This window comes from Amycolatopsis sp. NPDC049252, from assembly GCF_043197175.1.
GTDB lineage: Bacteria > Actinomycetota > Actinomycetes > Mycobacteriales > Pseudonocardiaceae > Amycolatopsis.
In genome coordinates this window covers 1-24,176 of sequence record NZ_JBICSQ010000065.1, presented here as the reverse complement: position 1 = coordinate 24,176, position 24,176 = coordinate 1, and the positions used below count along the sequence as shown (strand labels likewise).

Below are 24,176 nucleotides of genomic sequence, written 5' to 3'. Positions count from 1 at the left end.
TCAATCGTGCGCCTAAGACGTTCGTGCTAACCTCCGGGCATGGGCAACAAGGAAGCGCTGCTGGCGGGCGCGAAGCGCTGTCTCAACGAGAAGGGCTACGCCCGCACGACCGTGCGAGACCTGGCCTCGGCGGCGAACGTCAGCATGGCCGCGATCGGCTACCACTTCGGCTCACGGGAGGCGCTGCTCAACACCGCGCTGATCGAGGCGAACGAAGAGTGGGGCGAGACGCTGGCGAAGACGTTGCAGGTCGAGACGCCGCCGGACGCGACGCCGGCCGAGCGCTTCGCGCTGATCTGGCAGCGGGTGATCGAGTCGGTCCCCGCGCACCAGCGGATGTGGGCGATGACGTTCGAGGCCTACACCCAGCCGGAGCTCGACCCGGCCGTCCGCGCGCAGCTGGCGAAGGCGCTCGAACTGGCCCGTTTCGGGCTGGCGAACCTCTTCCAGGGCCTCGACGACGGCAGCGCGGAGGCCCGAGCCGTCGGCACCGTGCACCAGGCCCTGCTTTCGGGCGTGGTGCTGCAGTGGCTCGCCGACCCGGACCACGCGCCGTCGGGCGCGGACCTGATCCACGGCCTGCGCCTGCTCGCGAAGGACGTGCTGGCTTAGGCGCGCACCAGGTCCGCGCCGGTGAAGAACGTGGACGCGGCCGCCATGGCCGAGTCGTCCAGGAGCACGTCACCCGGGCGGCTGCCGTTGCCCAGCAGGACCCCGCCCCAGTTCATGCTCAGGTACTCCGCACACAGCTCCAACGTGCCGATCAGCGGCTGGGCCTCGCGCGCCGTCTCGCTCAGGACGCTCACGCCCCACAGCGTCTTGCCCGCCATCCGCGGCTTGAACTCCACCGGCAGGCGCAGCCAGCCGGACCAGTAGTCCAGGTACAGCTTCACGCTCGCCGCGACCGAGTACCAGTACACCGGCGACACGATCACGATGTCCGTCGCGGCGAACGTCGCGTCCATCAGCAGTTGCTCGTTCTCACCGGGCGAAGGGTGCTCACCGGCGCCGTGACGGCGGTCTTCGAACGGCGCCAGCGGCACCTCGGGCAGCCGGATCCAGCGCTGGTCCGCGTCCTGCGGCAGCTCCTTCGCGGCCCGCCGGGCCAGCATCTCCGTGTTGCCCCCGGCCCGCGCGGCGCCGACCAGGAACAGGAAGCTGCGGTCGATCATGGTCATTCCCCTCCATTTACTTGCATGTACATATAAAGACTGCTCCTGCAGGTATCCTCGAGTCAAGAGGAGGTCGCGAGATGACCGTCGACGAACAGTCCTGGGGCCGCGTACTCGTGCTGCACGCCCGCATCGAGCAGGAGCTGGGCAAAGCGCTGCACCGCCGCCACGGGCTCGGTCTGTCCGAGTACCGCGCGCTCGGCAAGCTGGCCGCGAACCCGAAGGGCGAGCTGCGGATGCAGGAGCTCGCCGAGGCGATCGGGCTCAACCAGAGCTCGGTCAGCCGGATGTGCGCACGCCTCGAAGACGCCGGGCTGACCGTCCGCGACCTGTGCGAAGACGACCGCCGCGGCGTCTACTCGGTGATCACCGACGCCGGCCGCGAGCGCTACGCCGAGACCGAGCCCACCTACCGCGACGTCCTGCGCACCGCGCTCGACAAGGCCGCGAGCGACCCGGAGCTGGCCCCCGCGGTCGCCGTCGTCCGCGGCCCTTGACCCTCATATTCCACGGTGGTTATATACCGGCACAGGCAACCATCGGGAGGACGCCGTGTCCGGACGCGCGAAGCTGCAGACCGTCGACGAACGCCCCGCGCTCAGGTTCGAACGCCGCCTGAAGCACGCGCCGGAGAAGGTCTGGCACGCCATCACCGACCCGGCCGAGCTCGCGCACTGGTTCCCGGCCGCGGTCGACGTCGACCTGCGCGACGGTGGCGAGATCCGCTTCACCTTCCCCGGCGCGGACGACTCCACCACCGGCCGGGTGCTCACCGTCGACCCGCCGCGCGAGTTCACGTTCCTCTGGAACGACGACACCCTGCGCTGGCTGATCTCCCCCGACGGTGACGGCAGCCTGCTGGAGTTCACGCACACCTTCGGCCGCGGCGACCCGGCGATCGCGAAACTCGCCGCGGGCCGCACCGCGACCGGCTGGGACGTCTGCCTCGACACCCTCGACGCGCGCCTTTCCGGCGAGGAGCACGAGCCGCCGGCGAACTGGCACGCCGGGATGGCGTCCTATGTGGCGGAATTCGGCCTCGACGACGGTGAGGTCCTCGATGACGGCACCGTCCGCTTCCGCCGCGACCTCGTCTGGAAGCCCGTCGGCGAAGTTCGCGCGCTGCTGCCCGACGAGCCCGGCTGGCAGGTGCTCCAAGACCCGCTCGAAGGCACGCGCGTCGAGTTCACCGAGGCCCCCGAAGAGGACGTCGCGGCGCAGCTGACCCGGCGGCACGAGCAGCTCGACAAGCTCTTCGCCGCCACCCACGGCGTCGACCTGCCGGACTGGACGGCCGACCGCGTCGAGGCCGTGCGCAAGCACTACGCGGAGCGTCCGACCCAGGGTTGACGCGCTCCACCGGAGTCGGCATTACCTTCGGGTCATGCGATTTCGGACAGCCCTGGACGTCCTGGCGGCGGTCCTGCTGGGGCTCGGCGCCGGTGGCAACCTCGCCGCCGGGGCGTGGGCGCTGCCGTCTTGGCTGCCCGGATGGCTGGGGTGGACGATCCTCGTCGCGAGCGTGGTTCCGATCGTCGTGCGCCGGTGGTGGCCGCTGACCACCTACGTCGGCTCCCTGGTGCTGACGGCGGCGGCCGTACCGATCGGCGGGCCGGCGCTCGGGGTCGCCGCGGTGGGTGCGGCCTGTGCGCTCTACGTCGTCGTGGGCCGGCTGGACAACCGGATCGTCCGCATCGGGTTCGTCGCCGGGCTGGCCGAGGTCGGCGTGCTCTCGTTCGCGCTGCCGACGCCGAGCGCGTCGCAGGCGGTGAACATCGGCACGGGGGCGCTCATCGTCGGGTACGCGTTCGGCCTCACCGTGCGCGCCCGCCGGGAGCACGCGGTCGCCGAACGGGACCAGGCGGTTTCCGCGGAACGGCTGCGGATCGCCCGCGAGATGCACGACGTCGTCGCGCACAGCATGAGCCTGATCGCGGTGAAGGCGGCCGTCGGCAACCACGTCGCCCTCGACCAGCCCGGCGAAGCGCGGGAAGCCTTGCGTGTCATCGAAGAAACCAGCCGCGAGACGCTGGCCGAGCTGCGGCGGATGCTGGGGGTGCTGCGGGACGGCACCGGCGTCCCGGCGCTGGCGCCCGCCCCGACGCTCGCCGACCTGCGCGCGCTCGCCGACCGCGCGCAACAGGCGGGCCCGGCCGTCGACCTGGTCGTCGAGGACCTCGACGAGCTGCCGAACGGCGTCGGGCAGTCGGTGTACCGGATCGTGCAGGAGGCACTGACCAACGTCGTCAAGCACGCGGGTGCGACGACGTGCCGGATCCGCGTCACCGGCGAGAGCGGCCAGGTGCGCATCGAAGTGCTCGACGACGGCCGCGGCGGCGCCGCGGACCCGGGCCACGGCCTGATCGGGATGCGCGAGCGTGTGGCCGTCTACGGCGGTGAGTTCAGCGCGGGACCGGCGCCGGACGGCTTCCGCGTCTTCGCCCGCCTGCCCTACGAGACGGCGGTGGCGTGATGACGCGCGTCCTCATCGCCGACGACCAGGCGTTGTTGCGCGGCAGTTTCCGCGTGCTGGTGGACAGCGCCCCGGGCCTCGAGGTGGTCGGCGAGGCGTCCGACGGCGTCGAGGCGGTCGCGCTGACGCGGCGCGAGCAGCCGGACGTCGTGCTGATGGACGTCCGGATGCCCGAGATGGACGGCATCGAGGCGACCCGCCGCATCTGCGCCGAAACCGGCGTGCGTGTGCTGATGCTGACCACGTTCGACCTCGACGAGTACGTCTACGCGGCCCTGCGCGCGGGCGCGAGCGGGTTCCTCCTCAAGGACACCCGCCCGGCGGACCTGCTCGCGGCGATCGAGGTGATCGCGAACGGCGACGCGCTGCTGGCGCCGTCGGTGACCCGCCGGCTGGTCTCGGAGTTCGCGCGCCTGCCGTCGGGCCCGGTGACGCGGCTGGACGGCGTGACGGCTCGCGAGCAGGAGGTCCTGACGCTGATCGCGCGCGGCCTGTCGAACGACGAGATCGCCGAGCGGCTGCACCTGGGCATCGCGACGGTGAAGACCCACATCGGCCGGTTGCTGCACAAACTCGCGGCCCGGGACCGGGCCCAGCTGGTGATCGCCGCCTACGAGTCAGGGCTCGTGCGCGCCGGCTAACGGCTACGGTGGGTTCAAGGGAGGTACACCTTGAGTCGCAGCATCCTGATCTCCGGAGCCAGTATCGCCGGTCCCACCTTGGCTTCGTGGCTTTCGCGGGCGGGCTGGGAAGTGACCGTCGTCGAGCGGTTCGACCACGTGCGTGAACAGGGCCAGAACATCGACGTCCGCGGCGTCGGGCGCCAGGTCATCCGCCGGATGGGCCTGGAGGACGCCGTCCGCGCCGCCCACACCGGGGAGACCGGCACGGAGTTCGTCGACGAGCACGGGCGCGCGATCGCCACCTTCGCCGGCGGCACCGACGACACCTCCGGCGGCACGGCCGAGCTGGAGATCCTGCGCGGTCAGTTCGCCAAGATCCTCTACGAGCACTCGAAAGACGGCGCCGAGTACGTCTTCGGCGACCAGATCACCGCGCTGCACGACGACGGCTCCGGCGTGGACGTCGAGTTCCAGCGGGGTCCGAGCCGCCGGTTCGACGCGGTCGTCCTCGCCGAGGGCCTGCGCTCACGCAGCCGCGCACTGATCATGCCCGACGCGCAGATCCACGAACTGGGCCTCTACAACGCTTTCCTCGCGATCCCGCGCACCGGCGACGACACCGACCGGTGGCGCGTGCTGGCCTGCGGCCGCGGGCGGATGCTCTCGCTGCGCCCGGACAACCTCGGCACCACGCAGGCGTCACTGGGCTTCATCTCCGACGTGCGCGGCCTGGACCGCCTCGGCCGCGAAGACGTCGTCGCGGTGCTGCGGGCGACCTTCGCCGACGTCGGCTGGGCGGCCCCGCGGGTGCTCGCCGAGCTGGACAACGGCTCCCTGTACTTCGAGGACATCGGGCAGGCGAAGCTCGACACGTGGAGCCGCGGCCGGATCGCGCTGCTCGGCGACGCCGCACACTGCGCGTCCCCGGTCAGCGGCATGGGCACCACCCTGGCGCTGGCCGGCGCCTACGTCCTGGCCGGGGAGCTCGCCGGCCGCGACGATCCGCGCGACGCCTTCGCCCGCTACGAGCAGGTGCTGCGCCCGTTGGTCACGAAGGCCCAGCAGCTCCCGCCCGGGGCGCCGAAGATCGCCCACCCGCGCGGCCGGCTGCAGCTCGCCGCGTTCCGGACCGCGGTGCGCGTGGCCGCGTCGCCGCTGCTAGGCCGCGTCTCGGGGCTGGCGGGGAAGTTCATGTCGCCGCCGGCCGAGGCGATCACGCTGCCGGAGTACCCGATCCCGGCGGCCGCTTCGTAGCTCAGCCCACCGCGCGGGTGAACGGGGCGAACCTCATCGTGGCGTCGCCGGGGAGCACGCGGCCGCCGAGGACCAGCCGGGGCGCGGGCGCGGTCGGCACCAGACCGCGCTCGCGCACCCACGCCGTCAACGCGGGGAAGCGGAAGTCCGGGTCCACCCGCACCTCGCCGGAGGCCGCCCGCGCGACCCCGCGGATCAGCGCCTTGGCCTGCTCCTCGGCGGTCGCGACGACCGGGCCGATCACCGTCACGTGGCCGATGTCGAAGCCGAACGCGAACCCGCCGTCGACCACGAACGGTGTCCCCAGACGAGCGAGGAGTGGCCGCCGGTCCACGCCCTGAGCGCGCAGGTCCGGCGCGAAGACGTCGGACAACGAGCCCGGCGAGGCACCCGGGCCGCCGTCGTCCAGGAACGTGCCGACGTGGCCTTGGCAACCGCCGTCGACCTCGAAGCCCATCGACTCGTACAGCGGCCTGCCGAACTTCGACGCGTGGAGATGGACCACCCGGTCTCCCGCCATGTCGACGGCGTGCCGGGTGATCGCCCGGCCCAGGCCCCGGCGCTCGAACCGGGGCGCGACCAGCACCATCGAGATCGACGCCACGCCGTCGAACGGCACCAGGACGGCGGCCGCGGCCAGGCCGTCGCCGTCCAGGGCGTCCACTCCGAACACCCGGCCGACCTCGTGCAGCAGCCGCCACTTGGGCGGCTCGCGCGGCCAGGAGCGGGATTCGGCCAGGTCGGCGCAGGCGGGCAGGTCGGCGGGGCCCAGGAGCCGGATCGGCGGGAAGGTCATGGACGTTGCCTACGCCACACGCGAAGTGACCGGCAAGTAGCTAAGCTCCCGTGGCATGAGCAGTGCGACGGAGCCGCTCGGGACGCCGCCCGAGGATGAACCGGACATCCACACCACGGCCGGCAAGCTGGCCGACCTGTACCGCCGGTACGACGAGGCGGTGCACGCGGGCTCGGCCCGCGCGGTGGAGAAGCAGCACGCCAAGGGCAAGAAAACCGCCCGCGAGCGCATCGAGCTGCTGCTGGACGAGAACTCGTTCGTGGAGCTCGACGAGCTGGCCCGGCACCGCTCGACCAACTTCGGCCAGGAGAAGAACCGGCCCTACGGCGACGGCGTCGTCACCGGTTACGGGACCGTCGACGGCCGTCCGGTGTGCGTGTTCAGCCAGGACGTGACGATCTTCGGCGGCAGCCTCGGCGAGGTGTACGGCGAGAAGATCGTCAAGGTGATGGACCTGGCGATCAAGACCGGCCGGCCGATCGTCGGCATCAACGAGGGCGGTGGCGCGCGCATCCAGGAGGGTGTCGTCTCGCTCGGCCTCTACGGCGAGATCTTCCGCCGCAACGTGCAGGCGTCCGGCGTGATCCCGCAGATCTCGCTGATCATGGGCGCGAACGCGGGCGGGCACGTCTACTCCCCCGCGCTGACCGACTTCGTCGTGATGGTCGACGAGACGTCGCAGATGTTCATCACCGGCCCGGACGTCGTCAAGACGGTCACCGGTGAGGACGTCACCTTCGAGGAGCTCGGCGGCGGCCGCACCCACAACACGAAGTCCGGCGTCGCGCACTACCTCGGTTCCGACGACGAAGACGCCATCGCTTACGTCAAGGAACTGCTCGCCTACCTGCCGCAGAACAACCTCTCCGACGCCCCGGTCTTCGAGCCGTCGGATGCGCCGGCCGGCTTCTTCGACGACGTCACGGACAGCGACCGCGAGCTCGACACGATCATCCCGGACTCGCCGAACACCCCGTACGACATGCACGAGGTGATCAACCGCGTCGTCGACGACGGCGAGTTCCTCGAGGTCCACGAGCTGTTCGCGCCGAACATCATCGTCGGTTTCGGCCGCGTCGACGGCCAGAGCGTCGGCGTCGTGGCGAACCAGCCGACGCAGTTCGCCGGCTGCCTCGACATCGACGCGTCCGAGAAGGCCGCGCGGTTCGTCCGCACCTGCGACGCGTTCAACATCCCGGTGCTCACCTTCGTCGACGTCCCGGGGTTCCTCCCGGGCACCGAGCAGGAGTGGAACGGCATCATCCGCCGCGGCGCGAAGCTGATCTACGCCTACGCGGAGGCCACCGTCCCGCTGGTCACGATCATCACGCGCAAGGCGTTCGGCGGCGCGTACGACGTCATGGGCTCCAAGCACCTCGGCGCCGACATCAACCTCGCCTGGCCGACCGCGCAGGTCGCGGTGATGGGCGCCCAGGGCGCGGCGAACATCGTGCACCGCAAGACGCTGGCCAACGCGGCGAACGAGGGCAAGGACGTTGACGCCCTGCGCGCCGAGCTGATCGAGCAGTACGAGGACACGCTGCTCAACCCGTACGCGGCGGCCGAGCGGGGTTATGTCGACTCGGTGATCGTGCCGGCGCACACCCGCGGGCACGTGGCGCGGGCGTTGTCGCTGCTGCGCAACAAACGCGAGTCGCTGCCGCCCAAGAAGCACGGGAACATCCCGCTGTGAGCCCCGAAGAACCCGCTGAAGAGCGGCCTTTGCTGCGGGTGGTCCGGGGAAACCCGAGCGACGCCGAGGTGGCGGCGCTGACGGCGGTCGTCGCCGCGGCGTCGGCCGCGAAGGCGCCGGAGAAGCCTAAGCCGCGTACGTCGTGGTGGGGCGACCACGCAGCTTCCCTGCGTAGGCCGCTCCACCCCGGCGACGGTGCTTGGCGCGCGTCGGGTCTGCCTAGCTGACGTTGAGCGCCGTGTCGTCCACGATGAACGACGTCTGCAGCTGGGAGCCTTCGACACCGCTGAAGGCGAGCGTCACGGACTGACCCGCGAAGGCGGACAGCGAGAAGCTGCGCTGCTGGTACCCGCCGGCCGCGTTGACGTTGCTGTACGTCGCCAGCGTCGTGCTGCCCGCCTTGACGGTCAGCTTGTCGTAGGCCGTCGTGCCCGTCTCCGCGGTGGTGATGTCGAGCCAGAACGAGAACGTGTACGACGAACAGCCGGTCGGCAGCGTGACGGTCTGGCTGAGGGTGTCCGTGTGGGCGGTGCCGTAGCCGTCGAGCCAGGCGCTCCACGTGCCGGTGCGGGCGGGCGCGTCGGTGCCGTGCTGGCCGATGACGCTCGACGACACCGTCCAGCCGGTGGTGCCCGATTCGAAGCCCGGGTTGGCCAGCAGCTGCCCGGCGGTGCAGCCGGTCGGCGGCGGCGTGGTCGTGCCGCTGCCCGCGAGCCAGGCCGTCGCGTTGAGGCCGAGGGCCGCGTTGTCGGCGGTGGGGTCCGTCCAGCCGTTGTAGAGGGTGTTGCCGGACTGGCCGGTGCCGTCGTCGATGGTCGAGCTGTCACCCCAGATCGCGACGCGGCCCGAGCCGAAGGTGCTCGTCACGAAGAAGGCGTTGGTGTTCCCCGGTGACGACGTGCTCAGGTACGCCAGGCCCTTGACGGCGGGGTTGTCGGCGGGCTTGAGCGTGAACGTGGTGCCGTTGGCGATCAGGCTCTTCTTGACCGCGCCGAACGAGCCGTTGAGCACGGGGTTCGAGGAGTCGGTGATGGCCACCGGGTGGTCGCTGGCGACGTTCTTCAGGTCGACCGAAAAGCCGAACGGGTCGGTGTTGTCGACGCCGTTGTTCGTCAGCAGGTCGTTGATGATCTTCGGGGAGTCCCAGCCGTCGTTGTTGCGGTCGCTGCCGGTGTGGTCCGAGATCAGGAACAGGCCACCGCCGTTCTGCACGAACTTCATGATCGCCGTCTTCTCGGCGGCGCTCAGCACGACGTTCGGCTCGGGCAGCACGAATTCGTCGAAGTTCTTGAGGTCCAGCGCGTTCGACGTGCCGTAGGTGATGGTGTTGCCCGAGGGCAGCGTCTTGAGGCTGTACTGCCCGGTCTTCTGCAGCGCGACCCCCCACGCCGAAAGCGCGCCGGTCCAGTCGGTTTCCTTCTGCGGCGCGGAGTTCTGCCCGGTCGGATCGGGCTGCGAGGTGCCGACGATCCAGTCGGCGTTGCCGGCGGTCTCGGCTTTGGTGTTGTCGAAGAGGATCCGGTGGGTGACGGCGGCGTGCGCGGGAACGGCGAGCAACCCGGCGGCGAGCGTGGCGACAGCGAGCGGAATGAGGCGCTTCATGGTGCTCCTCGGCGATGGGGACCTGGGCGGCATCACGATGACGAGCGAAGACGAGGTTCTCGCGGCGGCAGGGGGAACCAGCCGGTGAACTTCCGGCAACGTACCTCCGCCACGGCCCGACGAAAGTCGGGATCAGAGCGCGTCGAGGCCTGATTGTCGATAGTTCTAACAGTGGTCTATAGTTCTCATTACTTCTCAGAAGTGCCCGCAAGGAGGCAGAGGGTTGGCGACTCATCCCACGATCGAGGTTTCCCATGAGGCGCTGACGCGCATCCGGTTGCTCCAGTCCGCTTGGCAAACCTCCGAGGCCGCAGTGGTCGACCGTCTACTGGACGCCTTCGCGCAAGCCGGGCAACCGTTGCCGAGCCAGGAGCAAAATCCGGACGAGTTGAAGGTCCACGCGACTTACGAAGGCCAGCGCGTAAGAGGAACCTTCGACCTGCAGACACACCACTTGCAGATCACCGAGGGCCCGCTTGCGGGTCAGATGTTCAAGTCACCGAGCGGAGCGGCCATGGCCGTCGTTCGACACCTGAACCCGGACGTCCACAACAACCGGAACGGGTGGACGTTCTGGACGATCTCCGACACCAAGCGCCCGCTTCTGTCGATGAGATCGGACGCGCGCCGAGGAACGACGTGATCGTCATCGTCGCGGCCATCGCTGCAGTGCCGACAACAGGGCTCGTCTTCGCCTGGGCCTTCGTTTGCAGTCGCGACACCGCTGCCGTTGAACGCATCACCCGGGACGGCCAGCGAAAAGCCCCGCCGAGCAAACAAGTCGAAGTCATCGAGGCCGGCAGCCGATTCGCCTTCCAGCTGGCCGAACGCCGACGCTTGATCTTCCTCTTGGGCAGACTCCTGCCGCCGCCAATACAAAGGCACCGCTGAGGACGGTTCAGAGCGCGTCGAGGAAGACCGTCGGGACCTCGTTGTCCTCGACCACGCGCCCCAGCAACGCCGCGAGCCGGTCGCGGTCCGCCGCCGGTAGCCCGGCCGCCAGGTCCTCGACCCGGCGGCACGTCGCCGCGTAGAAGTCCTCCGCCAGTTCACGTCCTTCGCCGGTCAGGACCACCTGCACCGCGCGGCGGTCGTCCGGGACGGGCTCGCGGCGCACGAGCCCGCGCCGGACCGCGCGGTCGACCAGGCCGGTGAGGCTGGACTTCTCGAGGCCGAGCGTCGCGCCGAGCTCGCCCATCCCGTACGGCTGCGCCATCAGCACGCACAACAGCTGCCCCTGCTGCACGGTGAGCCCGTACTCGCGGGCCGACTCGGTGTAGACGGCGTTCACGAGGAACGACGACCGCACCAGACCGGCCACCACACCGAGAGCCTCCATCAGGCCAGCCTACTTCGCGACGGCCTCGCGCACGGCCGGCGCGATCTCTTCGGCCCAGCGCACGACATCGTCGTCCGAAGGCGGGCGGCCGCCCGGCCCGAAGAGCACGAACCCGTGCGCGTCGTGGTCCAGCACCGCGCCGGTCAGCTCCTCGACCCACTGCTCCGGCGAGCCGCCGATCCAGCGCCCGTCGTCGTCGCGGGTCCGCGGCAGCGGCTCTTCGGTGATGCGCCCGGGGAAGTTGTAGACGGTGACGACGTCCCGCGGATCGCGCCCGCGTCCACCGCGGCTTCGTCGATCACCGGCCTCGACGTCCGGTAGCGCTCGCTGAGCCAGTCCGCCGCACGGCCGGGCATCCAGCCGTCGGCGACGCGTCCGGTGACGGCGAGGGACTTCGGCCCGACCGAGCCGATCCACACCGGCGGGGTCGGCTCCTCGGCCGGGTGCAACGCGGTGACCTGGTAGAACTCGCCGTCGAAGGTCACCGGCTCCCCACCACCGCCGAGCTGTTTGACGAGCCGGATCCCCTCTTCGAACGCGCGCACGGCCGCGCCGGGCGTGAGCTTCTCGAAGCCGAGCCGCGCGATGTCGTCCCACAGCCCGCCGACGCCCATCCCGAGCACGATCCGCCCACCGCTCAGCGAGGACAGCGAAGTGACGGTGCGCGCGAGCATCGGCGCGGGCCGCGTCGGCAGGTTGGTGACGCTGACCAGCCCGGAGATCCGTTCGGTCCGCCCGAGAACGACCCCGATCTCGGCGTAGGCGTCGAGGCGGTCGGCGTAGTAGGGGTGATCGGACACGCTGAACAGGTCGAGCCCACCCCGGTCGGCCAGGACGGCCTGCCGCAGGGTGCCTCCCGCCGACGTCACCGCCGTCGAGCCGCCGATGCCGAAGAGCACCATGGTTCCTCCCAGTTTTTAGTTCGTGCTACGAACTGACTATACAGTTATTATCACGAACTACAGCGAGAGGCCACTTGTGGAGGCTCGCCGGAAAACCGGTCGCGCCCGCCGGGGCGGCCCGGTAACTTGGGTGTCGCCCGGTGCGAGGGAGAAGGTTACTTCCGGTATCCCTTGGGTTCGAATCCCGAACCGGCGGTGTCACAGCCGCCGGTCGACACCTTCTCCGGCCGAGACCTCGGGCAACCCAATTTCAGACGCACTCCCGGTGCGAGGCCCGCGGTTACTTCTCGCTGTAACCGAAAACCCGCGAGCCACAACAGATCTCGGGAGCCACCACTTCACCGGTGCCCGGTGCGCAGGCGAGGGTTACTTCCACTCTTAATGGGCAGGTTGGGGGTTCGAATCCCTCCCGGACCACTACGCGGTCCGGTAGCTCAATGGCAGAGCAGCAACGTACCTTCACCGACTTCGATCTCGGGCACCGCTGTGGTCGTGGCTCCCGCAAAAGGGGGAGAAATGACCAAGTTCAACACCGCACGCGCGCCCGCCGCGACCTCGCCGGTCCGCGGCGGGGCCACGCCGTCCGGCGGCACCCACCAGGGCGGCGCCGGGTACGCGCGCGACACGCGGTCCGAGCTTTTCCTGCTCGCCGTCACCAACATGGTCGGCGAGCACACCTTCTACGAGTCCGCGGACACGCGCGACACCCGGTACACCGACCTGGTGCGGCGGACCACGCTCGAGGATCCACAGTGGACCGCCCGGTTCCTGCGCTGGCTGCGCACCGAGGCGAACCTGCGCACCGCGGCGCTCGTCGGCGCGGCCGAGTTCGCCAAGGCGCGCCGCGACGCGGGTCTCGACGGGCTGGGCCGCCAGGTCGTCGACAGCGTGCTGCAGCGGGCCGACGAGCCCGGCGAGCTGCTCGCGTACTGGACTTCCGTGCACGGCAAGAACGTGCCGAAGCCGGTCAAGCGCGGCATCGCCGACGCGGCCACGCGGCTGTTCGACGAGCGCGCCTTCGTCAAGTGGGACTCCGCCACGCGGGCGTTCCGTTTCGCCGACGTCCTCGAGCTGACCCACCCGGGCAAGCGTGACGACACCCAGGGCGCGCTGTTCCGGCACGTCCTCGACGAACGGCACGACCGCGGCAACGCCGTCCCCAAGAGCCTCGCCGTGCTGCGCGCGCGGGCCGAACTGCTGTCGTGGGACGTCGATCGCCGCCGGGCGCTGTTCGAGCGGCCGGACGCGGCGGACGTGCTGCGGGGCGCGGGCATGACCTGGGAGTCGGTCGCCGGCTGGCTGCAGGGTCCGCTCGACGCGCGGGTCTGGGAGGCGCTGATCCCGTCGATGGGTTACATGGCCCTGCTGCGGAACCTGCGCAACTTCGACGAGGCGGGCGTCTCGGACGACGTCGCGCTGCGGGTCGCGCAGCGGCTGGCCGCGCCGGCGCAAGTCGCGAAGTCGCGGCAGCTGCCGATGCGGTTCCTCGCGGCCTACCGGGCGGCGCCGTCGCTGCGCTGGGCGTGGGCGCTGGAGCAGGCGATTTCGCACGCGCTGGCGAACGTGCCGGAGCTGCGGGGCCGCACGCTGATCCTCGTCGACACGTCGGCGTCGATGAACGCGGGCTTCAGCCGGGACGGCAGCCTGATGCGCTGGGACGCCGCCGCGGTGTTCGGGCTGGCGCTCGCGCGGCGCTGCGCGGACGCGGACGTCGTGTCGTTCTCGAGCCGCTTCGGGCTGCGGCCGGGCACGAAGGTGTTCAAGCTGCGCAAGGGCGGTTCGCTGCTGTCCGACGTCGAGAGCTGGAAGTCCGGTGGGTACTTCATCGGCAACGGCACCGACACCGAGGCCGCGGTGAAGAAGCACTTCGCGGGGCACGACCGCGTCGTCATCCTCACCGACGAGCAGGCTTCGTACGGTGACGTCGGGCAGGCGCTGCCCGCGCGCGTGCCGCTGTACACGTGGAACCTGGCGGGGTACCGGCTCGGCCACGCGCCGTCCGGGACCGCGCACCGGCACACCTTCGGCGGCCTGACCGACCAGGGATTCCGGATGATCCCGCTGCTGGAAGCGGGCCGGAACGCCGACTGGCCCTTCTGAGAGAAGCCGTGGAGACCCCCAAGACGGGATCATGGGGGTCTCCACGCTGTGTACGCACGGTCACAGATTTCGCCGTGGACCGGCACATAGTCTGCGCCGTATAGTCCACGTGGAATAAACGACCCGGAGTCACTCGGAGGGACCAAACGATCATGGCTTCGGCCAAGCTGACCCCACTCGGCCTCGCCGTGCTGGAGCTGCTCCACGAGAAGCCCATGCACCCCTACGAGATGGCCCAGCTCATGCGCGAGCGGTACGTGAGCACCCGCGTCAACGTGAAGGCGGGCTCGCTCTACCACACCGTGGAGCGCCTGCAGCGCGACAACTACATCCAGGTCGTCGACACGCAGCGCGACGGCAGGCGGCCCGAACGGACCGTCTACGGCATGACGCAGACCGGGCTGGACGTGTTCAACCAGCGCGGCCGCGAGCTGCTCGGCGACGTCGCCCAGGAGTTCCCGGCCTACCTGTCCGGGCTCGCCGTGATCGACGAGCTGGGGCGCGAGACGTCACTCGTCGAGATCGAGACCCGGCTCATGCGGCTGCGCGCCGCGGTCGCCGCCGACCAGGCGGTGCTGCGGCGCCTCGCCGAGGACAAGACGCCGGAGATCTACTGGCTGGACTGGCGCTACAGCTGCGACCACCGCAAGTTCGAGCTCGAGTGGACCGAACGGCTCCACGAAGACCTGCGCTCCGGGCGGATCCCGTTCCAGGAGTGCGACCCACCGCACCTCACGCTCATCACCAGGGAAGACGACGATGAACGCAAGACAAGCTAACCCGTGGGCGGCGCTCAGCGCGCTGTGCATCGGCTTCTTCATGATCCTGCTCGACACGACCATCGTGTCGATCGCGATCCCGACCATGCTGCGCGAGCTGCACGCCGGACTGAACTCGGTCGTCTGGGTGATCAGCGTCTACCTGCTCACCTACGCCGTGCCGATGCTGTTCACCAGCCGCCTCGGTGACCGCTTCGGCCCGAAGCGCGTGTTCCTCGCCGGGCTGGTCGTGTTCACCGGCGCGTCCCTGTGGTGCGGCCTCTCCGGCAACGTCGAGATGCTCATCGCCGCGCGTGCCGTGCAGGGGCTCGGCGCCGCGCTGATGACCCCGCAGACGCTGGCGTTCATCACGCACCTGTTCCCGCCGGCCAAGCGCGGCCCGGCGATGGGCATGTGGGGCGGTGTCGCCGGCCTGGCGACGATCGCGGGCCCGCTGCTCGGCGGTGTGCTGGTGGACCACCTCGGCTGGGAGTGGATCTTCTTCGTCAACGTGCCGATCGGCGTGGTCGCCATCGTCCTGACGCTGCTGCTCGTGCCGGACTGGCAGCCGAAGCACTCGCACGCGTTCGACGTGATCGGGATCGTGCTGTCGAGCCTGGCGCTGCTGGCCATCGTGTTCGGCGTCCAGAACGGCCAGCAGTACGACTGGGGCACGGTCTGGGGCGGCATCACCGTGTTCGAGATCATCGGCGCGGGGGTGCTGCTGCTGGTGGCTTTCGTGGTGTGGCAACGGTTCAACAAGCGTGAGCCGCTGCTGCCGCTGCAGGTGTTCTCGAACCGGAACTTCTCGGCCGGGACGCTGACCGCGACGACGGTCGGCTTCGCGATGACCGGCATGTTCCTGCCGCTGGTCATCTACATCCAGTCGGTGCTCGAGCTGACCCCGACCATGGCCGGCCTGCTGACCGCGCCGATGTCGCTGCTGTCCGGGATCGTGGCGCCGTTCATCGGGCGCGCGTCGGACAAGGTGAACGGCAAGTACCTGGTGATGTTCGGCCTCGCCGCGCTCGCGGCCGGGCTGGGGGTCATCGCGCTGCAGGCGTCGCCGGACAGCAGCCCGTGGAGCTTCATCCCGGCGCTTCTCCTGTGCGGCCTGGGCATCGGCTGCGTCTTCTCGCCGATGAGCAACATGACGATGGGCTCGGTCGAGCCGCGGCTGGCCGGCACTGCGTCGGGCATCTTCAACACCTCCCGCCAGGTCGGCGGCGTGCTCGGCAGTGCCGCGATCGGCGTCCTCCTGCAGGCGCGGGTGACGGCGTCGATCTCGGACGAAGCCACGAAGGCGGCCTCACAGCTGCCGGAGCAGTACCGGGAGCCGTTCGCCCAGGGCATCGCGAAGGCCGCGGCGAGCACGGGTGAGTTCGGCTCGTCGGGCGGGCCGTCGCCGATGCCGGGCCTGCCGGCCGACGTCGCCGCCCAGGCCGGGCGGCTGGCCACCGAGGCCGTCCACAACGGACTGACGGACGCGGCCCGGGTGACGATGCTGCTGCCGATGGTCGTCCTGCTGCTGGGCGTGCTCTCGGCGGCGATGCTGCGGAAGGTCAAGCCGCGCTGGGAATCCCCGGCGCCGGCGGCCCCCGAGGCCGCCGCGGCCTGAGACCGTGCAGGCCCCCGTTCCGGAGGTCGGGTTCCGGAGCGGGGGCCTGCACGTACCGCGGGAGCGGTGGTCTTCAGCTCGTTGCAGGAGGCGAGGTTACCGGGGCCGAACCGGGCGACGGGCGGGACGCGGCCCGCGCCTTCGGCGTCCGGCGTTTCGCCCACCACGTCGACCACGACGTCGCGGTCGAGTCCGTCACGCGCACGGTCACGAGAACCACCTCCGCGCCATATGTTGCGAGCCACAACAAAATAACTCTTCCAGGCATGTGGCGCCGGTCACAATTCGGTCACGACAGTCCTCCCGGTACGTTCCCGGGGTGCATTTCGTCCTCGCCTCCCAGTCCCCCGCCCGGCTCGCCCTCCTGCGCGCCGCCGGCCTCGAACCGAGCGTGTTCGTCTCCGGCGTCGACGAGGACGCCGTCGCCGCCTCGCTGGCCGACCCGTCCCCCGCCGAACTGGTCATGGCGCTCGCCGCGGCCAAGGCCGAGGCGGTCCTCGACCAGGTCGCCGCGGCCCACCCGGACGCCGTCGTCGTCGCCTGCGACTCGATGCTGAACATCCACGGCACCATGGTCGGCAAACCCGGCGATCCGGACACCGCGCGGCAGCGCTGGGCCGCGATGGCGGGGACAACCGGTGAACTCTTCACCGGGCACACGGTCGTCCGGCTCGACGGCGGCGCACGCTCCAAGGAGGCGTCCGGCTCGATGTCGACGACCGTCCGGTTCGGCACGCCGAGTCCCGCGGAGATCGACGCCTACGTCGGCACCGGCGAGCCGCTGCGGGTGGCCGGCGGGTTCACGATCGACGGCCTGGGCGGCTGGTTCATCGAGGGTCTCGACGGCGACCACACCAGCGTCATCGGCCTCAGCCTGCCGCTGACGCGCCGCCTGCTGGCCGAGGTCGGCGTGAGTGTCGTGGATCTCTGGCGGCCTCCCGCATCCTGAGAAGCGCGCCACACGATGGGGTGATTTGGAAGAGTTCGGTCCGGCCTGACGTCGTCTTCACCTGGCAAGACTGAAACTTTCGAGCACCGGAGTCGCCCCGTGTCTTTCGTACGGACATACACCAAGCCGCGGGTGTTCGCGGCCGCGGTTCTCGGCTCGCTCGTCGTCGGCGCCCTGCTGGGTGTCGTCGCACGGCAGACCGAGGCCGGCTGGCTGACCGATCTCCTCGACCAGATCGGCGGCATCTTCACCACGCTGCTGCAGATCGCGGTGATCCCGCTGGTCTTCACGGCGATCGTGGTCGGCATCAACAGCCTGCGCGGGCTCGGCGGCGGCCGCACGGCCGCGCGCCTGGGCGGCAAGACGGTGCTGTGGTTCGCGATCACGTCGTTCATCGCGTCGCTGATCGGCATCGCGGTAGGCCGGATCTTCAACCCCGGTTCCGGCGGGCTCGGCGGTGTCGAGGCGACGGCGAAGAACGCCGACAAGGCGGCGAAGAGCGTCAGCAGCTGGGGCTCGTGGGACGCGTTCGTCAAGGGCCTGCTGCCGGAGAACTTCTTCCAGGCCTTCGCCGACGGCGAGACGCTGCAGGTGCTGTTCCTGGCGCTGGTGATCGGCGCCGCCGCCTACAGCCTGGGTGACCGCGCGAAGCCGTTCGTGGACTTCACGACGAGCGTCTTCGAGATCATCCAGCGTTACCTCGGCTGGATCGTCCGGCTCGCGCCGCTCGGCATCGTCGGCCTGATCGGCGCGGCGGTGTCCAACTACGGCGACGCCCTGTTCCGTCCGCTGTTCTCGACGACGCTCGCGGTGTACGTCGGCTGCCTGCTCGTGCTGTTCGTCGTCTACCCGATCCTGCTGCGGTTCGTCGCGAAGGTCAGCCCGCTGAAGTTCTTCGCGAAGGCGGGCACGGCGATCCAGTTCGCGTTCGCTTCGCAGTCTTCGGCCGCGACGCTGCCGCTGACCCGCCAGTCCGCGGTGAACCTCGGCGTCCAGCCGGCGTACGCGGCCTTCGCGACGCCGCTCGGCAGCGCCACGAAGATGGACGGCTGCGCGGCGGTCTTCCCGGCGATCGCGGCGATCTTCGTCGCGAACCTGGCCGGGGTGTCGCTCAACTTCTGGCAGTACGCGGGCATCGTCGTGGTCGCGGTGGTCGGCGCGCTGGCGACGGCCGGCACCACCGGCTGGCTGACGGCGTTCACGCTGACGACGTCGTTCATCGGCCTCGACGCCAAGCAGGTGGCCCTCGGCCTGGCGCTGATCTACTCGGTCAACCCGATCATGGACATGATGCGCACGGCCACGAACGTCGCCGGCCAGATCACGGTGCCGCTGATCGTGGCGCGCGGCGAGGGCCTCCTCGACGAGGACGTCCTCAACGCCCCGACGGACAACCCCGAGCACAGCGACGACGGCACCACCGCCCGCCAGGCGGAACCCGCCCACGCCTGACCTGAAAGCCGTGAAGGCCTCCTTACCGGCCGTAAGAGCCGGGAAGGAGGCCTTCACGGCTTTAGGGGCAGGCGCGCAGGTCGGCGCGCGTCAGGCGGACGTCCGGCCAGCCGCGCAGGTTCGACGGCGCCGTCACCCGGCGGGTGCAGCCCAGCGAGTTGCCGCCCAGGTCGTACACCTCGCCCAGCACCGGGGACGCCTGGCACTTGGCCGTGCCCGACGCCGCGCCGGGGCAGTCGTGGCGGACCACGATGACGTCCGGGCGGCCGTCGGCCGTGACGTCGTAGAGCGAGAGCGTCCCGGCGTCCGCGAAGTACGGCTTGCCCGGGTCGCGCCACACTCCCCCGTCCTCGACCAGCAGCTCGCCGTACGCGCCCGTGCCCTCGTCACCGAGGTCGCCGCGGATCAGGCAGGTCGGCGACGCGCCGTCGATGCAGGTCAGCGAGTTCGCGCCGAGCCGGGCGCCCAGCTGCGCGATCGACAGGTCGAACACCGTGCCCGGCTCCGGGCCGACGCGCACCTGCCCCGCACCGCCCGAAGCGTCGGTCAGCAGCACCACCGGCGTCCCGCCGACGGTCATCGCCGCGAGCTGGCGGCACGGGCCGCCGCCGCAGGTCACGGCCGGGATCGCCGACGCGGCGCCGGGCTCGGTGACCGTGTCCACCGGCACGTCGGGACGCGGGCGCAGCAGGAACACCGCGCCGATCGCGCCGAGCGTGACCACCGCGGCCAGCACGGCGGTGAGCAGCGCCGACCGAGGCGTCCGCACTGCCGAAGTCCGCATAAGACAGAGCGTAAGCCGCTTCGCGACCGTGCGTGGGCAGCGCCCCGGCAGGTGTGTCCGGTTCAACCGGACGGGGTCGCGAGTAGCGCAGAGTGCTCGTTTATGTTGTCCGGGTGACGAACCCCAGCCTGCCCCCCGCTCTGTACCTCCCGACCGGCCCCGCCAGCCGTGAAGCCGAAGGCGCGTCGATCGAGCTGCGCCGCACGCCGGACGGCCGGACCGCGCTGGTCGCCTTCACCGCGCTCGACCGGTTGATCGACTGCTGCGGCGAACACCAGCCGTGGGTGCTGGTCAGCACCGAGCACCTGCCGAAGGTGCACGCCGCGAACCCGTACGACGTGATCGTGCTCGACTCGCCGCTGCCCGCCGAGCTGCGGCACGGCGGGACGCTCGTCTGAGCGTGGTTCAGCTCTCACTCAAGAGACTCCCGACGTCATATCCGTAGACTCCCCCGTACCGCGTGAGCGGTCAGCAATGCAGCTGTCGGGACGCAGGAGGTGCGGGGTGGCCGAGCAGGTCGGCGAATCCACCGGTGGTCCGGTGACCAAGATCCTGGTCGCCAACCGGGGCGAGATCGCGGTACGCGTGATCAGAGCCGCGAAGGACGCTGGCCTGGCCAGCGTGGCGGTGTACGCCGACCCGGATCGCGACGCACCGCACGTGCGCCTGGCCGACGAGGCCTTCGCGCTGGGCGGCACCACGGCGGCCGAGAGCTACCTCGACTCCGACAAGCTGCTCGACGCGGCGAAGCGCGCCGGCGCCGACTCCGTGCACCCGGGTTACGGGTTCCTCTCGGAGAACGCGGACTTCGCCCAGGCCGTCATCGACGCCGGGCTGACCTGGATCGGGCCGAGCCCGCAGGCCATCCGCGACCTCGGCGACAAGGTCACCGCGCGGCACATCGCGACGCGCGCGGGCGCGCCGCTGGTGCCGGGCACCAAGGAGCCGGTCAAGGACGCGAGCGAGATCGTCGCGTTCGCCGACGAGCACGGCCTGCCGGTGGCCATCAAGGCCGCGTTCGGCGGCGGCGGCCGCGGCCTGAAGGTCGCGCGCACCCGCGAAGAGATCCCGGAGCTGTTCGAGTCGGCCACGCGCGAGGCCGTCGCGGCGTTCGGCCGCGGCGAGTGCTTCGTCGAGCGCTACCTCGACAAGCCACGGCACGTCGAGGCGCAGGTGCTGGCCGACCAGCACGGCAACGCGATCGTCGTCGGCACCCGCGACTGCTCGCTGCAGCGGCGGCACCAGAAGCTCGTCGAGGAGGCGCCCGCGCCGTTCCTGTCCGACGACCAGCGGGCCCGGATCCACGAGTCGGCGAAGGCAATCTGCAAGGAAGCCGGCTACTACGGCGCCGGCACGGTCGAGTACCTCGTCGCCACCGACGGCACGATCTCGTTCCTCGAGGTCAACACCCGCCTGCAGGTCGAGCACCCGGTCTCCGAGGAGACCACCGGCCTCGACCTCGTCCGCGAGATGTTCCGCATCGCGCGCGGCGAGAAGCTGCGGATCACCGAGGACCCCGAGCCACGCGGTCACTCGATCGAGTTCCGCATCAACGGCGAGGACGCCGGCCGCGGGTTCCTGCCCGCGCCGGGCACGGTGACGAAGTTCGTCGCGCCCAGCGGCCCCGGCGTCCGCGTCGACTCCGGCGTCGAGTCCGGCAGCGTCATCGGCGGCCAGTTCGACTCGATGCTGGCGAAGCTGATCGTCACCGGCTCCGACCGGAACAACGCCCTGGAGCGCAGCCGCCGGGCCCTCGCCGAGATGGTCGTCGAAGGCATGGCGACGGTGCTGCCGTTCGACCGCGTGATCGTCGACGACCCGGCGTTCATCGGCGACGAGAACGGCTTCAGCGTGCACACGCGCTGGATCGAGACCGAGTTCGACAACCGGATCGAGCCGTTCGTCGCGCCGGACGTCGAGACCGCCGAGGAGCAGCCCCGGCAGAACGTCGTCGTCGAGGTCGGCGGGCGCCGCCTCGAGGTGTCGCTGCCCGGCGGGTTCGCGCTCGAAGGCGGCGGTGGCGGGGGCGGCACCGCCGTCAAGGCCAAGCCGCGCAAGCGCGCCGGCGGCGGCAAGGCGGCGGTCAGCGGGGACGCCGTCACCGCGCCGATGCAGGGCACCATCGTCAAGGTGGCCGTCGAAGAGGGCCAGACCGTCGAGGCCGGCGAGCTCATCGTCGTCCTCGAGGCGATGAAGATGGAGAACCCGGTCACCGCGCACAAAGCGGGCACCGTCACCGGCCTTTCGGTCGAGGTGGGCGCGGCCGTGACGCAGGGCACGCAGCTTCTCGAGATCAAGTAGGACAGTTCGTTACAGATGTCGTGGTGGGCCGCCCCCGAGGCGGCCTACCATCGGCAAGGTGACCGAAGTCCCGTCTCCGCAGCTGCGGATCAGCGACCAGACCCGCGAGTCCGCGTTGACCGCGCTCGGTGAGCACATGACCGCGGGGCGGATCGACATCGACGAATACGGCGAGCGCTCGGCCCGCATCACGGCGGCCAAGACTCGCGGCGAGCTCGGCGAGATCTTCGGCGATCTGCCCTCGCCCCACCCCAGCTACGACGACACGCCCCAGGCGGCCGTCGCCGCGACGGCGGCGGAGAAGCAGCCCGCGCCGCAGCGGTCCGGCTCGCCGGACGGCTGGACGAGCCCGCAGCGGTTCATCGCCGCGATCCTCCCGGTGCTCTGGATCGCGGCGATCGCCCTGATCGCCACCGGTGTGGTGAGCGGGGTGTTCATCCTCGTCCCGATCGGGGCGAGCGTGTTCGCCAGGGGCATGTGGGGCCACGGCGGCGGGCCGCACGACCACCACGACCGCCACGACCGGCACCTGCGCGACCGGGAGCGCCGTCGTGAACTGCGCGACTCCTACCGCGACCGCCGCCGCGAGCTGGGCCGCTGACGCAGCCGTGAGCGACCTACGCCTGAGCGACGCCGAGCGTCAGGACGCCCTCGACGTCCTCGAAGAGCACGTCCGCAGCGGACGTCTCGACATCGACGAGTACGGCACCCGGTCCGCGAAGGTCACCGCGGCCAAGCGGGTCAGCGACCTCGTGCCGCTGTTCGACGACCTGCCCTCACCCCGGCCGAGCGCGCTGGTCAACGGCGCGGCCGTGCCGGGGGTGCCGGTGATGACCGGCGAAAGCCAGGTGCAGCGCTTCCTGAACGCGAGCGCGGTGCCGATCGCCATCGTCGTCGCGATCGCGGTGCTCGTCCTCAGCCGCGGGCGGCTGCTCATCATCTCGGTCGCGCTGCCGCTGGTGATCGCGATGCTCGCGGGGCTCCGCCGCCGGCGCTGAGCCTGCGACAATCGGCCGATGATAGGCGTGGTGCCCGGCGCGCTGGACGCCCGGACCGCACGGCTGGCCGGGCCGATCTTCACCGTCGTCGGCCTGGCCGCGCTCGCGGCGTGTGCGTTCTGGGGAGCGGGCCGCGACCCGCACTGGGGCGGCACGCTGGCCGTCGTCGTGGTCACGGCGGTGTGGCTGCCGCTGCTGATCCCGCTCCTCCCGCGCCGGACGGCGCACCCGTGGCTGGCGGTGGGGTACTTCGCGGGGGTGCTCGCGGCCGCGGTCGTGCTGGTGGCGCGCAACGAGCTGTTCACCGGCTTCGCGTCGTTCGGTTATCCGCTCGCGTTCCTGCTGTTCCCGGCCCGCTGGGGCCTGTTCGCGGTGGCCGCGACCGCGGTCCTGCCGATGCTGTTCACCGGTTCGGACGGGGACACCCCGGCGTGGGTGGTCGCCGTGTCGGTCGTCGGGCCGCTGCTGTACGCGGCCTGGTTCGTCGGCGCCGAAAGCGAGAAGCGGCGCAAGGCGAACGCCCGGCTGGAAGCCGCGCTGGCGGAGAACGCGGGCCTGCACGCGCAGCTGCTGACCCAGGCGCGCGAGGCCGGCGTGCTCGACGAACGGCAGCGGATGGCGCGCGAAATCCACGACACGCTGGCCCAGGGCCTGACCGGGATCGTCACGCAGCTGCAGGCCGCCGACCGCGAGGACGGGCCGGCCCGCGACCGGCGGCTGGCGCAGGTGCGCGACCTGGCCCGGGACAGCCTGAGCGAAGCGCGCCGCGCGGTGCAGGCGCTGCGGCCCGAACCGCTGGCCGGTTCCCGGCTGCCGGAAGCGCTTTCCGAGCTGGCGGGCCGGGTCACGCGGACGTCCGGGGTGAGCGTGCACACCGAAACCACCGGCGACGTCCGGCCGCTGCTGCCCGACGTCGAGGTCACGCTCTACCGCGTCGCGCAGGAAGCACTGGCCAACGCGGAGAAGCACGCGAAGGCGTCGAGGATCGGGCTCACACTGTCCTATTCGGACGAAGTGGTGCTGCTGGACGTCGTCGACGACGGTGTCGGCTTCAGTCCCGGCGACCGCGGCGACGGCACCGGCTTCGGGCTGGAAGCGATGCGCCACCGCGTCCAGCGGGTGGCGGGGACGCTGTCGGTCGAGAGCGCGCCGGGCCGCGGCACGGCGGTCAACGCCCAGGTCCCGGCGCTGTGATCCGGGTACTGGTCACCGACGACCACCCGATCGTGCGCGACGGGCTGCGCGGCGCGTTCACGGGCGAGCCGGACATCGAGGTCGTCGGCGAGGCGGCGTCCGGGCTGGAGGCGCTGGCGCAGGTGGCCCGGCACCACCCCGACGTCGTGCTGATGGACCTGCGCATGC

Annotated in this window: 26 protein-coding genes and 1 pseudogene; 21 read left to right on the top strand and 6 right to left on the bottom strand. The window is 70.9% G+C overall.

What is annotated here, in order from left to right:
- The first annotated feature begins 39 nt into the window (after positions 1-39).
- Positions 40-612: a TetR/AcrR family transcriptional regulator gene (locus tag ACGFMK_RS38060; protein WP_392773880.1), complete on the top strand. Its 573-nt coding sequence runs from the start codon at positions 40-42 to the stop codon at positions 610-612.
- On the opposite strand, the gene ACGFMK_RS38055 is transcribed toward ACGFMK_RS38060, so the two are convergent.
- Positions 609-1,178: a flavodoxin family protein gene (locus ACGFMK_RS38055; RefSeq protein WP_392773879.1), complete on the bottom strand. Its 570-nt coding sequence runs from the start codon at positions 1,176-1,178 to the stop codon at positions 609-611. The two genes, ACGFMK_RS38060 and ACGFMK_RS38055, sit on opposite strands and share 4 nt — an antisense overlap.
- A gap of 74 nt (positions 1,179-1,252) precedes the next feature.
- Between ACGFMK_RS38055 and ACGFMK_RS38050 the strand changes: the two genes are divergently transcribed.
- From ACGFMK_RS38050 to ACGFMK_RS38030, 5 genes are read left to right on the top strand one after another with little or no spacing between them, the layout of a single operon-like run.
- Positions 1,253-1,669, top strand: a complete 417-nt coding sequence (locus ACGFMK_RS38050; protein ID WP_392773877.1) for a MarR family winged helix-turn-helix transcriptional regulator — start codon at positions 1,253-1,255, stop codon at positions 1,667-1,669.
- A gap of 55 nt (positions 1,670-1,724) precedes the next feature.
- Positions 1,725-2,522 (top strand): SRPBCC family protein, encoded by a 798-nt coding sequence (locus ACGFMK_RS38045; protein WP_392773875.1) that lies wholly within the window; start codon positions 1,725-1,727, stop codon positions 2,520-2,522.
- Positions 2,523-2,556: 34 nt separating this feature from the next.
- Positions 2,557-3,645 carry a sensor histidine kinase gene (locus ACGFMK_RS38040; RefSeq protein ID WP_392773874.1) on the top strand — a complete coding sequence of 363 codons (1,089 nt, stop codon included), beginning with the start codon at positions 2,557-2,559 and terminating at the stop codon, positions 3,643-3,645.
- Entirely contained in the window at positions 3,645-4,286 is a 642-nt protein-coding gene (locus ACGFMK_RS38035) for a response regulator (protein ID WP_392773872.1), read from the top strand. Before ACGFMK_RS38040 ends, ACGFMK_RS38035 begins: the two co-directional genes overlap by 1 nt.
- A gap of 30 nt (positions 4,287-4,316) precedes the next feature.
- On the top strand, positions 4,317-5,522 hold the full coding sequence (locus tag ACGFMK_RS38030) for an FAD-dependent monooxygenase (RefSeq protein ID WP_392773871.1): 1,206 nt from the start codon (positions 4,317-4,319) through the stop codon (positions 5,520-5,522).
- A gap of 1 nt (position 5,523) precedes the next feature.
- On the opposite strand, the gene ACGFMK_RS38025 is transcribed toward ACGFMK_RS38030, so the two are convergent.
- On the bottom strand, positions 5,524-6,318 hold the full coding sequence (locus tag ACGFMK_RS38025; RefSeq protein WP_392773870.1) for a GNAT family N-acetyltransferase: 795 nt from the start codon (positions 6,316-6,318) through the stop codon (positions 5,524-5,526).
- A 55-nt stretch (positions 6,319-6,373) separates the two neighbouring features.
- Between ACGFMK_RS38025 and ACGFMK_RS38020 the strand changes: the two genes are divergently transcribed.
- Positions 6,374-8,011 carry an acyl-CoA carboxylase subunit beta gene (locus ACGFMK_RS38020; RefSeq protein ID WP_392773868.1) on the top strand — a complete coding sequence of 546 codons (1,638 nt, stop codon included), beginning with the start codon at positions 6,374-6,376 and terminating at the stop codon, positions 8,009-8,011.
- Positions 8,008-8,238, top strand: coding sequence for an acyl-CoA carboxylase subunit epsilon (locus ACGFMK_RS38015; RefSeq protein WP_392773866.1), 231 nt, complete (start codon positions 8,008-8,010; stop codon positions 8,236-8,238). Before ACGFMK_RS38020 ends, ACGFMK_RS38015 begins: the two co-directional genes overlap by 4 nt.
- Here the strand turns inward: ACGFMK_RS38015 and ACGFMK_RS38010 are convergent.
- Positions 8,231-9,613, bottom strand: a complete 1,383-nt coding sequence (locus ACGFMK_RS38010; protein ID WP_392773864.1) for a hypothetical protein — start codon at positions 9,611-9,613, stop codon at positions 8,231-8,233. The two genes, ACGFMK_RS38015 and ACGFMK_RS38010, sit on opposite strands and share 8 nt — an antisense overlap.
- Positions 9,614-9,836: 223 nt before the next feature.
- Between ACGFMK_RS38010 and ACGFMK_RS38005 the strand changes: the two genes are divergently transcribed.
- Positions 9,837-10,256 (top strand): hypothetical protein, encoded by a 420-nt coding sequence (locus ACGFMK_RS38005; RefSeq protein WP_392773863.1) that lies wholly within the window; start codon positions 9,837-9,839, stop codon positions 10,254-10,256.
- Entirely contained in the window at positions 10,253-10,504 is a 252-nt protein-coding gene (locus ACGFMK_RS38000) for a hypothetical protein (protein ID WP_392773861.1), read from the top strand. The genes ACGFMK_RS38005 and ACGFMK_RS38000 overlap by 4 nt, the downstream gene beginning before the upstream one ends.
- Positions 10,505-10,511: 7 nt before the next feature.
- Here the strand turns inward: ACGFMK_RS38000 and ACGFMK_RS37995 are convergent, their stop codons facing one another.
- Positions 10,512-10,952: a MarR family winged helix-turn-helix transcriptional regulator gene (locus ACGFMK_RS37995; RefSeq protein ID WP_392773860.1), complete on the bottom strand. Its 441-nt coding sequence runs from the start codon at positions 10,950-10,952 to the stop codon at positions 10,512-10,514.
- Positions 10,953-10,961: 9 nt separating this feature from the next.
- Positions 10,962-11,854, bottom strand: a pseudogene (locus ACGFMK_RS37990) (LLM class flavin-dependent oxidoreductase).
- Positions 11,855-12,370: 516 nt separating this feature from the next.
- On the opposite strand from ACGFMK_RS37990, the gene ACGFMK_RS37985 reads away from it, so the two are divergent.
- The 5 genes from ACGFMK_RS37985 (at position 12,371) to ACGFMK_RS37965 (ending at position 18,731) form a co-directional block, all read left to right on the top strand.
- Positions 12,371-13,954, top strand: a complete 1,584-nt coding sequence (locus ACGFMK_RS37985) for a TROVE domain-containing protein (RefSeq protein ID WP_392773858.1) — start codon at positions 12,371-12,373, stop codon at positions 13,952-13,954.
- A 152-nt stretch (positions 13,955-14,106) separates the two neighbouring features.
- Entirely contained in the window at positions 14,107-14,733 is a 627-nt protein-coding gene (locus ACGFMK_RS37980; RefSeq protein WP_392773857.1) for a PadR family transcriptional regulator, read from the top strand.
- Positions 14,714-16,330 (top strand): DHA2 family efflux MFS transporter permease subunit, encoded by a 1,617-nt coding sequence (locus ACGFMK_RS37975; RefSeq protein WP_392773855.1) that lies wholly within the window; start codon positions 14,714-14,716, stop codon positions 16,328-16,330. The genes ACGFMK_RS37980 and ACGFMK_RS37975 overlap by 20 nt, the downstream gene beginning before the upstream one ends.
- A gap of 319 nt (positions 16,331-16,649) precedes the next feature.
- A complete protein-coding gene (locus ACGFMK_RS37970) occupies positions 16,650-17,279 on the top strand; it encodes a Maf family protein (protein ID WP_392773853.1) in 630 nt (209 codons plus the stop codon).
- Between the two features lie 99 nt (positions 17,280-17,378).
- The gene (locus ACGFMK_RS37965) at positions 17,379-18,731 is read left to right on the top strand and encodes a dicarboxylate/amino acid:cation symporter (protein ID WP_392773851.1); all 1,353 of its coding nucleotides are present in this window, start codon (positions 17,379-17,381) and stop codon (positions 18,729-18,731) included.
- Between the two features lie 61 nt (positions 18,732-18,792).
- Here ACGFMK_RS37965 and ACGFMK_RS37960 read toward each other — a convergent pair whose 3' ends face one another.
- Positions 18,793-19,515, bottom strand: coding sequence for a hypothetical protein (locus ACGFMK_RS37960; RefSeq protein ID WP_392773850.1), 723 nt, complete (start codon positions 19,513-19,515; stop codon positions 18,793-18,795).
- Between the two features lie 92 nt (positions 19,516-19,607).
- Here ACGFMK_RS37960 and ACGFMK_RS37955 point away from each other — a divergent pair, with 92 nt between their 5' ends.
- The 6 genes from ACGFMK_RS37955 to ACGFMK_RS37930 all read left to right on the top strand — a co-directional run.
- The gene (locus ACGFMK_RS37955; protein WP_392773848.1) at positions 19,608-19,913 is read left to right on the top strand and encodes an SAV_915 family protein; all 306 of its coding nucleotides are present in this window, start codon (positions 19,608-19,610) and stop codon (positions 19,911-19,913) included.
- A 106-nt stretch (positions 19,914-20,019) separates the two neighbouring features.
- Complete coding sequence (locus ACGFMK_RS37950) at positions 20,020-21,816, top strand: acetyl/propionyl/methylcrotonyl-CoA carboxylase subunit alpha (protein WP_392773847.1); 1,797 nt, start codon at positions 20,020-20,022, stop codon at positions 21,814-21,816.
- Between the two features lie 58 nt (positions 21,817-21,874).
- Positions 21,875-22,417: a DUF1707 domain-containing protein gene (locus tag ACGFMK_RS37945; protein ID WP_392773845.1), complete on the top strand. Its 543-nt coding sequence runs from the start codon at positions 21,875-21,877 to the stop codon at positions 22,415-22,417.
- 7 nt (positions 22,418-22,424) lie between these two features.
- A complete protein-coding gene (locus ACGFMK_RS37940; RefSeq protein WP_392773843.1) occupies positions 22,425-22,814 on the top strand; it encodes a DUF1707 domain-containing protein in 390 nt (129 codons plus the stop codon).
- Between the two features lie 18 nt (positions 22,815-22,832).
- Positions 22,833-24,008 (top strand): sensor histidine kinase, encoded by a 1,176-nt coding sequence (locus ACGFMK_RS37935; protein WP_392773841.1) that lies wholly within the window; start codon positions 22,833-22,835, stop codon positions 24,006-24,008.
- Positions 24,005-24,176: response regulator transcription factor (locus ACGFMK_RS37930; protein ID WP_392773921.1), on the top strand; the 172-nt coding region annotated here is incomplete at its 3' end. The genes ACGFMK_RS37935 and ACGFMK_RS37930, both read left to right, overlap by 4 nt.

What these genes read in the sequence shown, in the direction of transcription:
- ACGFMK_RS38060 (WP_392773880.1), top strand. Translation starts at nt 40, where the DNA reads ATGGGCAACAAGGAAGCGCTGCTGGCGGGCGCGAAGCGCTGTCTCAAC.
- ACGFMK_RS38055 (WP_392773879.1), bottom strand. Translation starts at nt 1,178, where the DNA reads ATGACCATGATCGACCGCAGCTTCCTGTTCCTGGTCGGCGCCGCGCGG.
- ACGFMK_RS38050 (WP_392773877.1), top strand. Translation starts at nt 1,253, where the DNA reads ATGACCGTCGACGAACAGTCCTGGGGCCGCGTACTCGTGCTGCACGCC.
- ACGFMK_RS38040 (WP_392773874.1), top strand. Translation starts at nt 2,557, where the DNA reads ATGCGATTTCGGACAGCCCTGGACGTCCTGGCGGCGGTCCTGCTGGGG.
- ACGFMK_RS38035 (WP_392773872.1), top strand. Translation starts at nt 3,645, where the DNA reads ATGACGCGCGTCCTCATCGCCGACGACCAGGCGTTGTTGCGCGGCAGT.
- ACGFMK_RS38025 (WP_392773870.1), bottom strand. Translation starts at nt 6,318, where the DNA reads ATGACCTTCCCGCCGATCCGGCTCCTGGGCCCCGCCGACCTGCCCGCC.
- ACGFMK_RS38020 (WP_392773868.1), top strand. Translation starts at nt 6,374, where the DNA reads ATGAGCAGTGCGACGGAGCCGCTCGGGACGCCGCCCGAGGATGAACCG.
- ACGFMK_RS38010 (WP_392773864.1), bottom strand. Translation starts at nt 9,613, where the DNA reads ATGAAGCGCCTCATTCCGCTCGCTGTCGCCACGCTCGCCGCCGGGTTG.
- ACGFMK_RS37995 (WP_392773860.1), bottom strand. Translation starts at nt 10,952, where the DNA reads ATGGAGGCTCTCGGTGTGGTGGCCGGTCTGGTGCGGTCGTCGTTCCTC.
- ACGFMK_RS37985 (WP_392773858.1), top strand. Translation starts at nt 12,371, where the DNA reads ATGACCAAGTTCAACACCGCACGCGCGCCCGCCGCGACCTCGCCGGTC.
- ACGFMK_RS37980 (WP_392773857.1), top strand. Translation starts at nt 14,107, where the DNA reads ATGGCTTCGGCCAAGCTGACCCCACTCGGCCTCGCCGTGCTGGAGCTG.
- ACGFMK_RS37975 (WP_392773855.1), top strand. Translation starts at nt 14,714, where the DNA reads ATGAACGCAAGACAAGCTAACCCGTGGGCGGCGCTCAGCGCGCTGTGC.
- ACGFMK_RS37960 (WP_392773850.1), bottom strand. Translation starts at nt 19,515, where the DNA reads ATGCGGACTTCGGCAGTGCGGACGCCTCGGTCGGCGCTGCTCACCGCC.
- ACGFMK_RS37935 (WP_392773841.1), top strand. Translation starts at nt 22,833, where the DNA reads ATGATAGGCGTGGTGCCCGGCGCGCTGGACGCCCGGACCGCACGGCTG.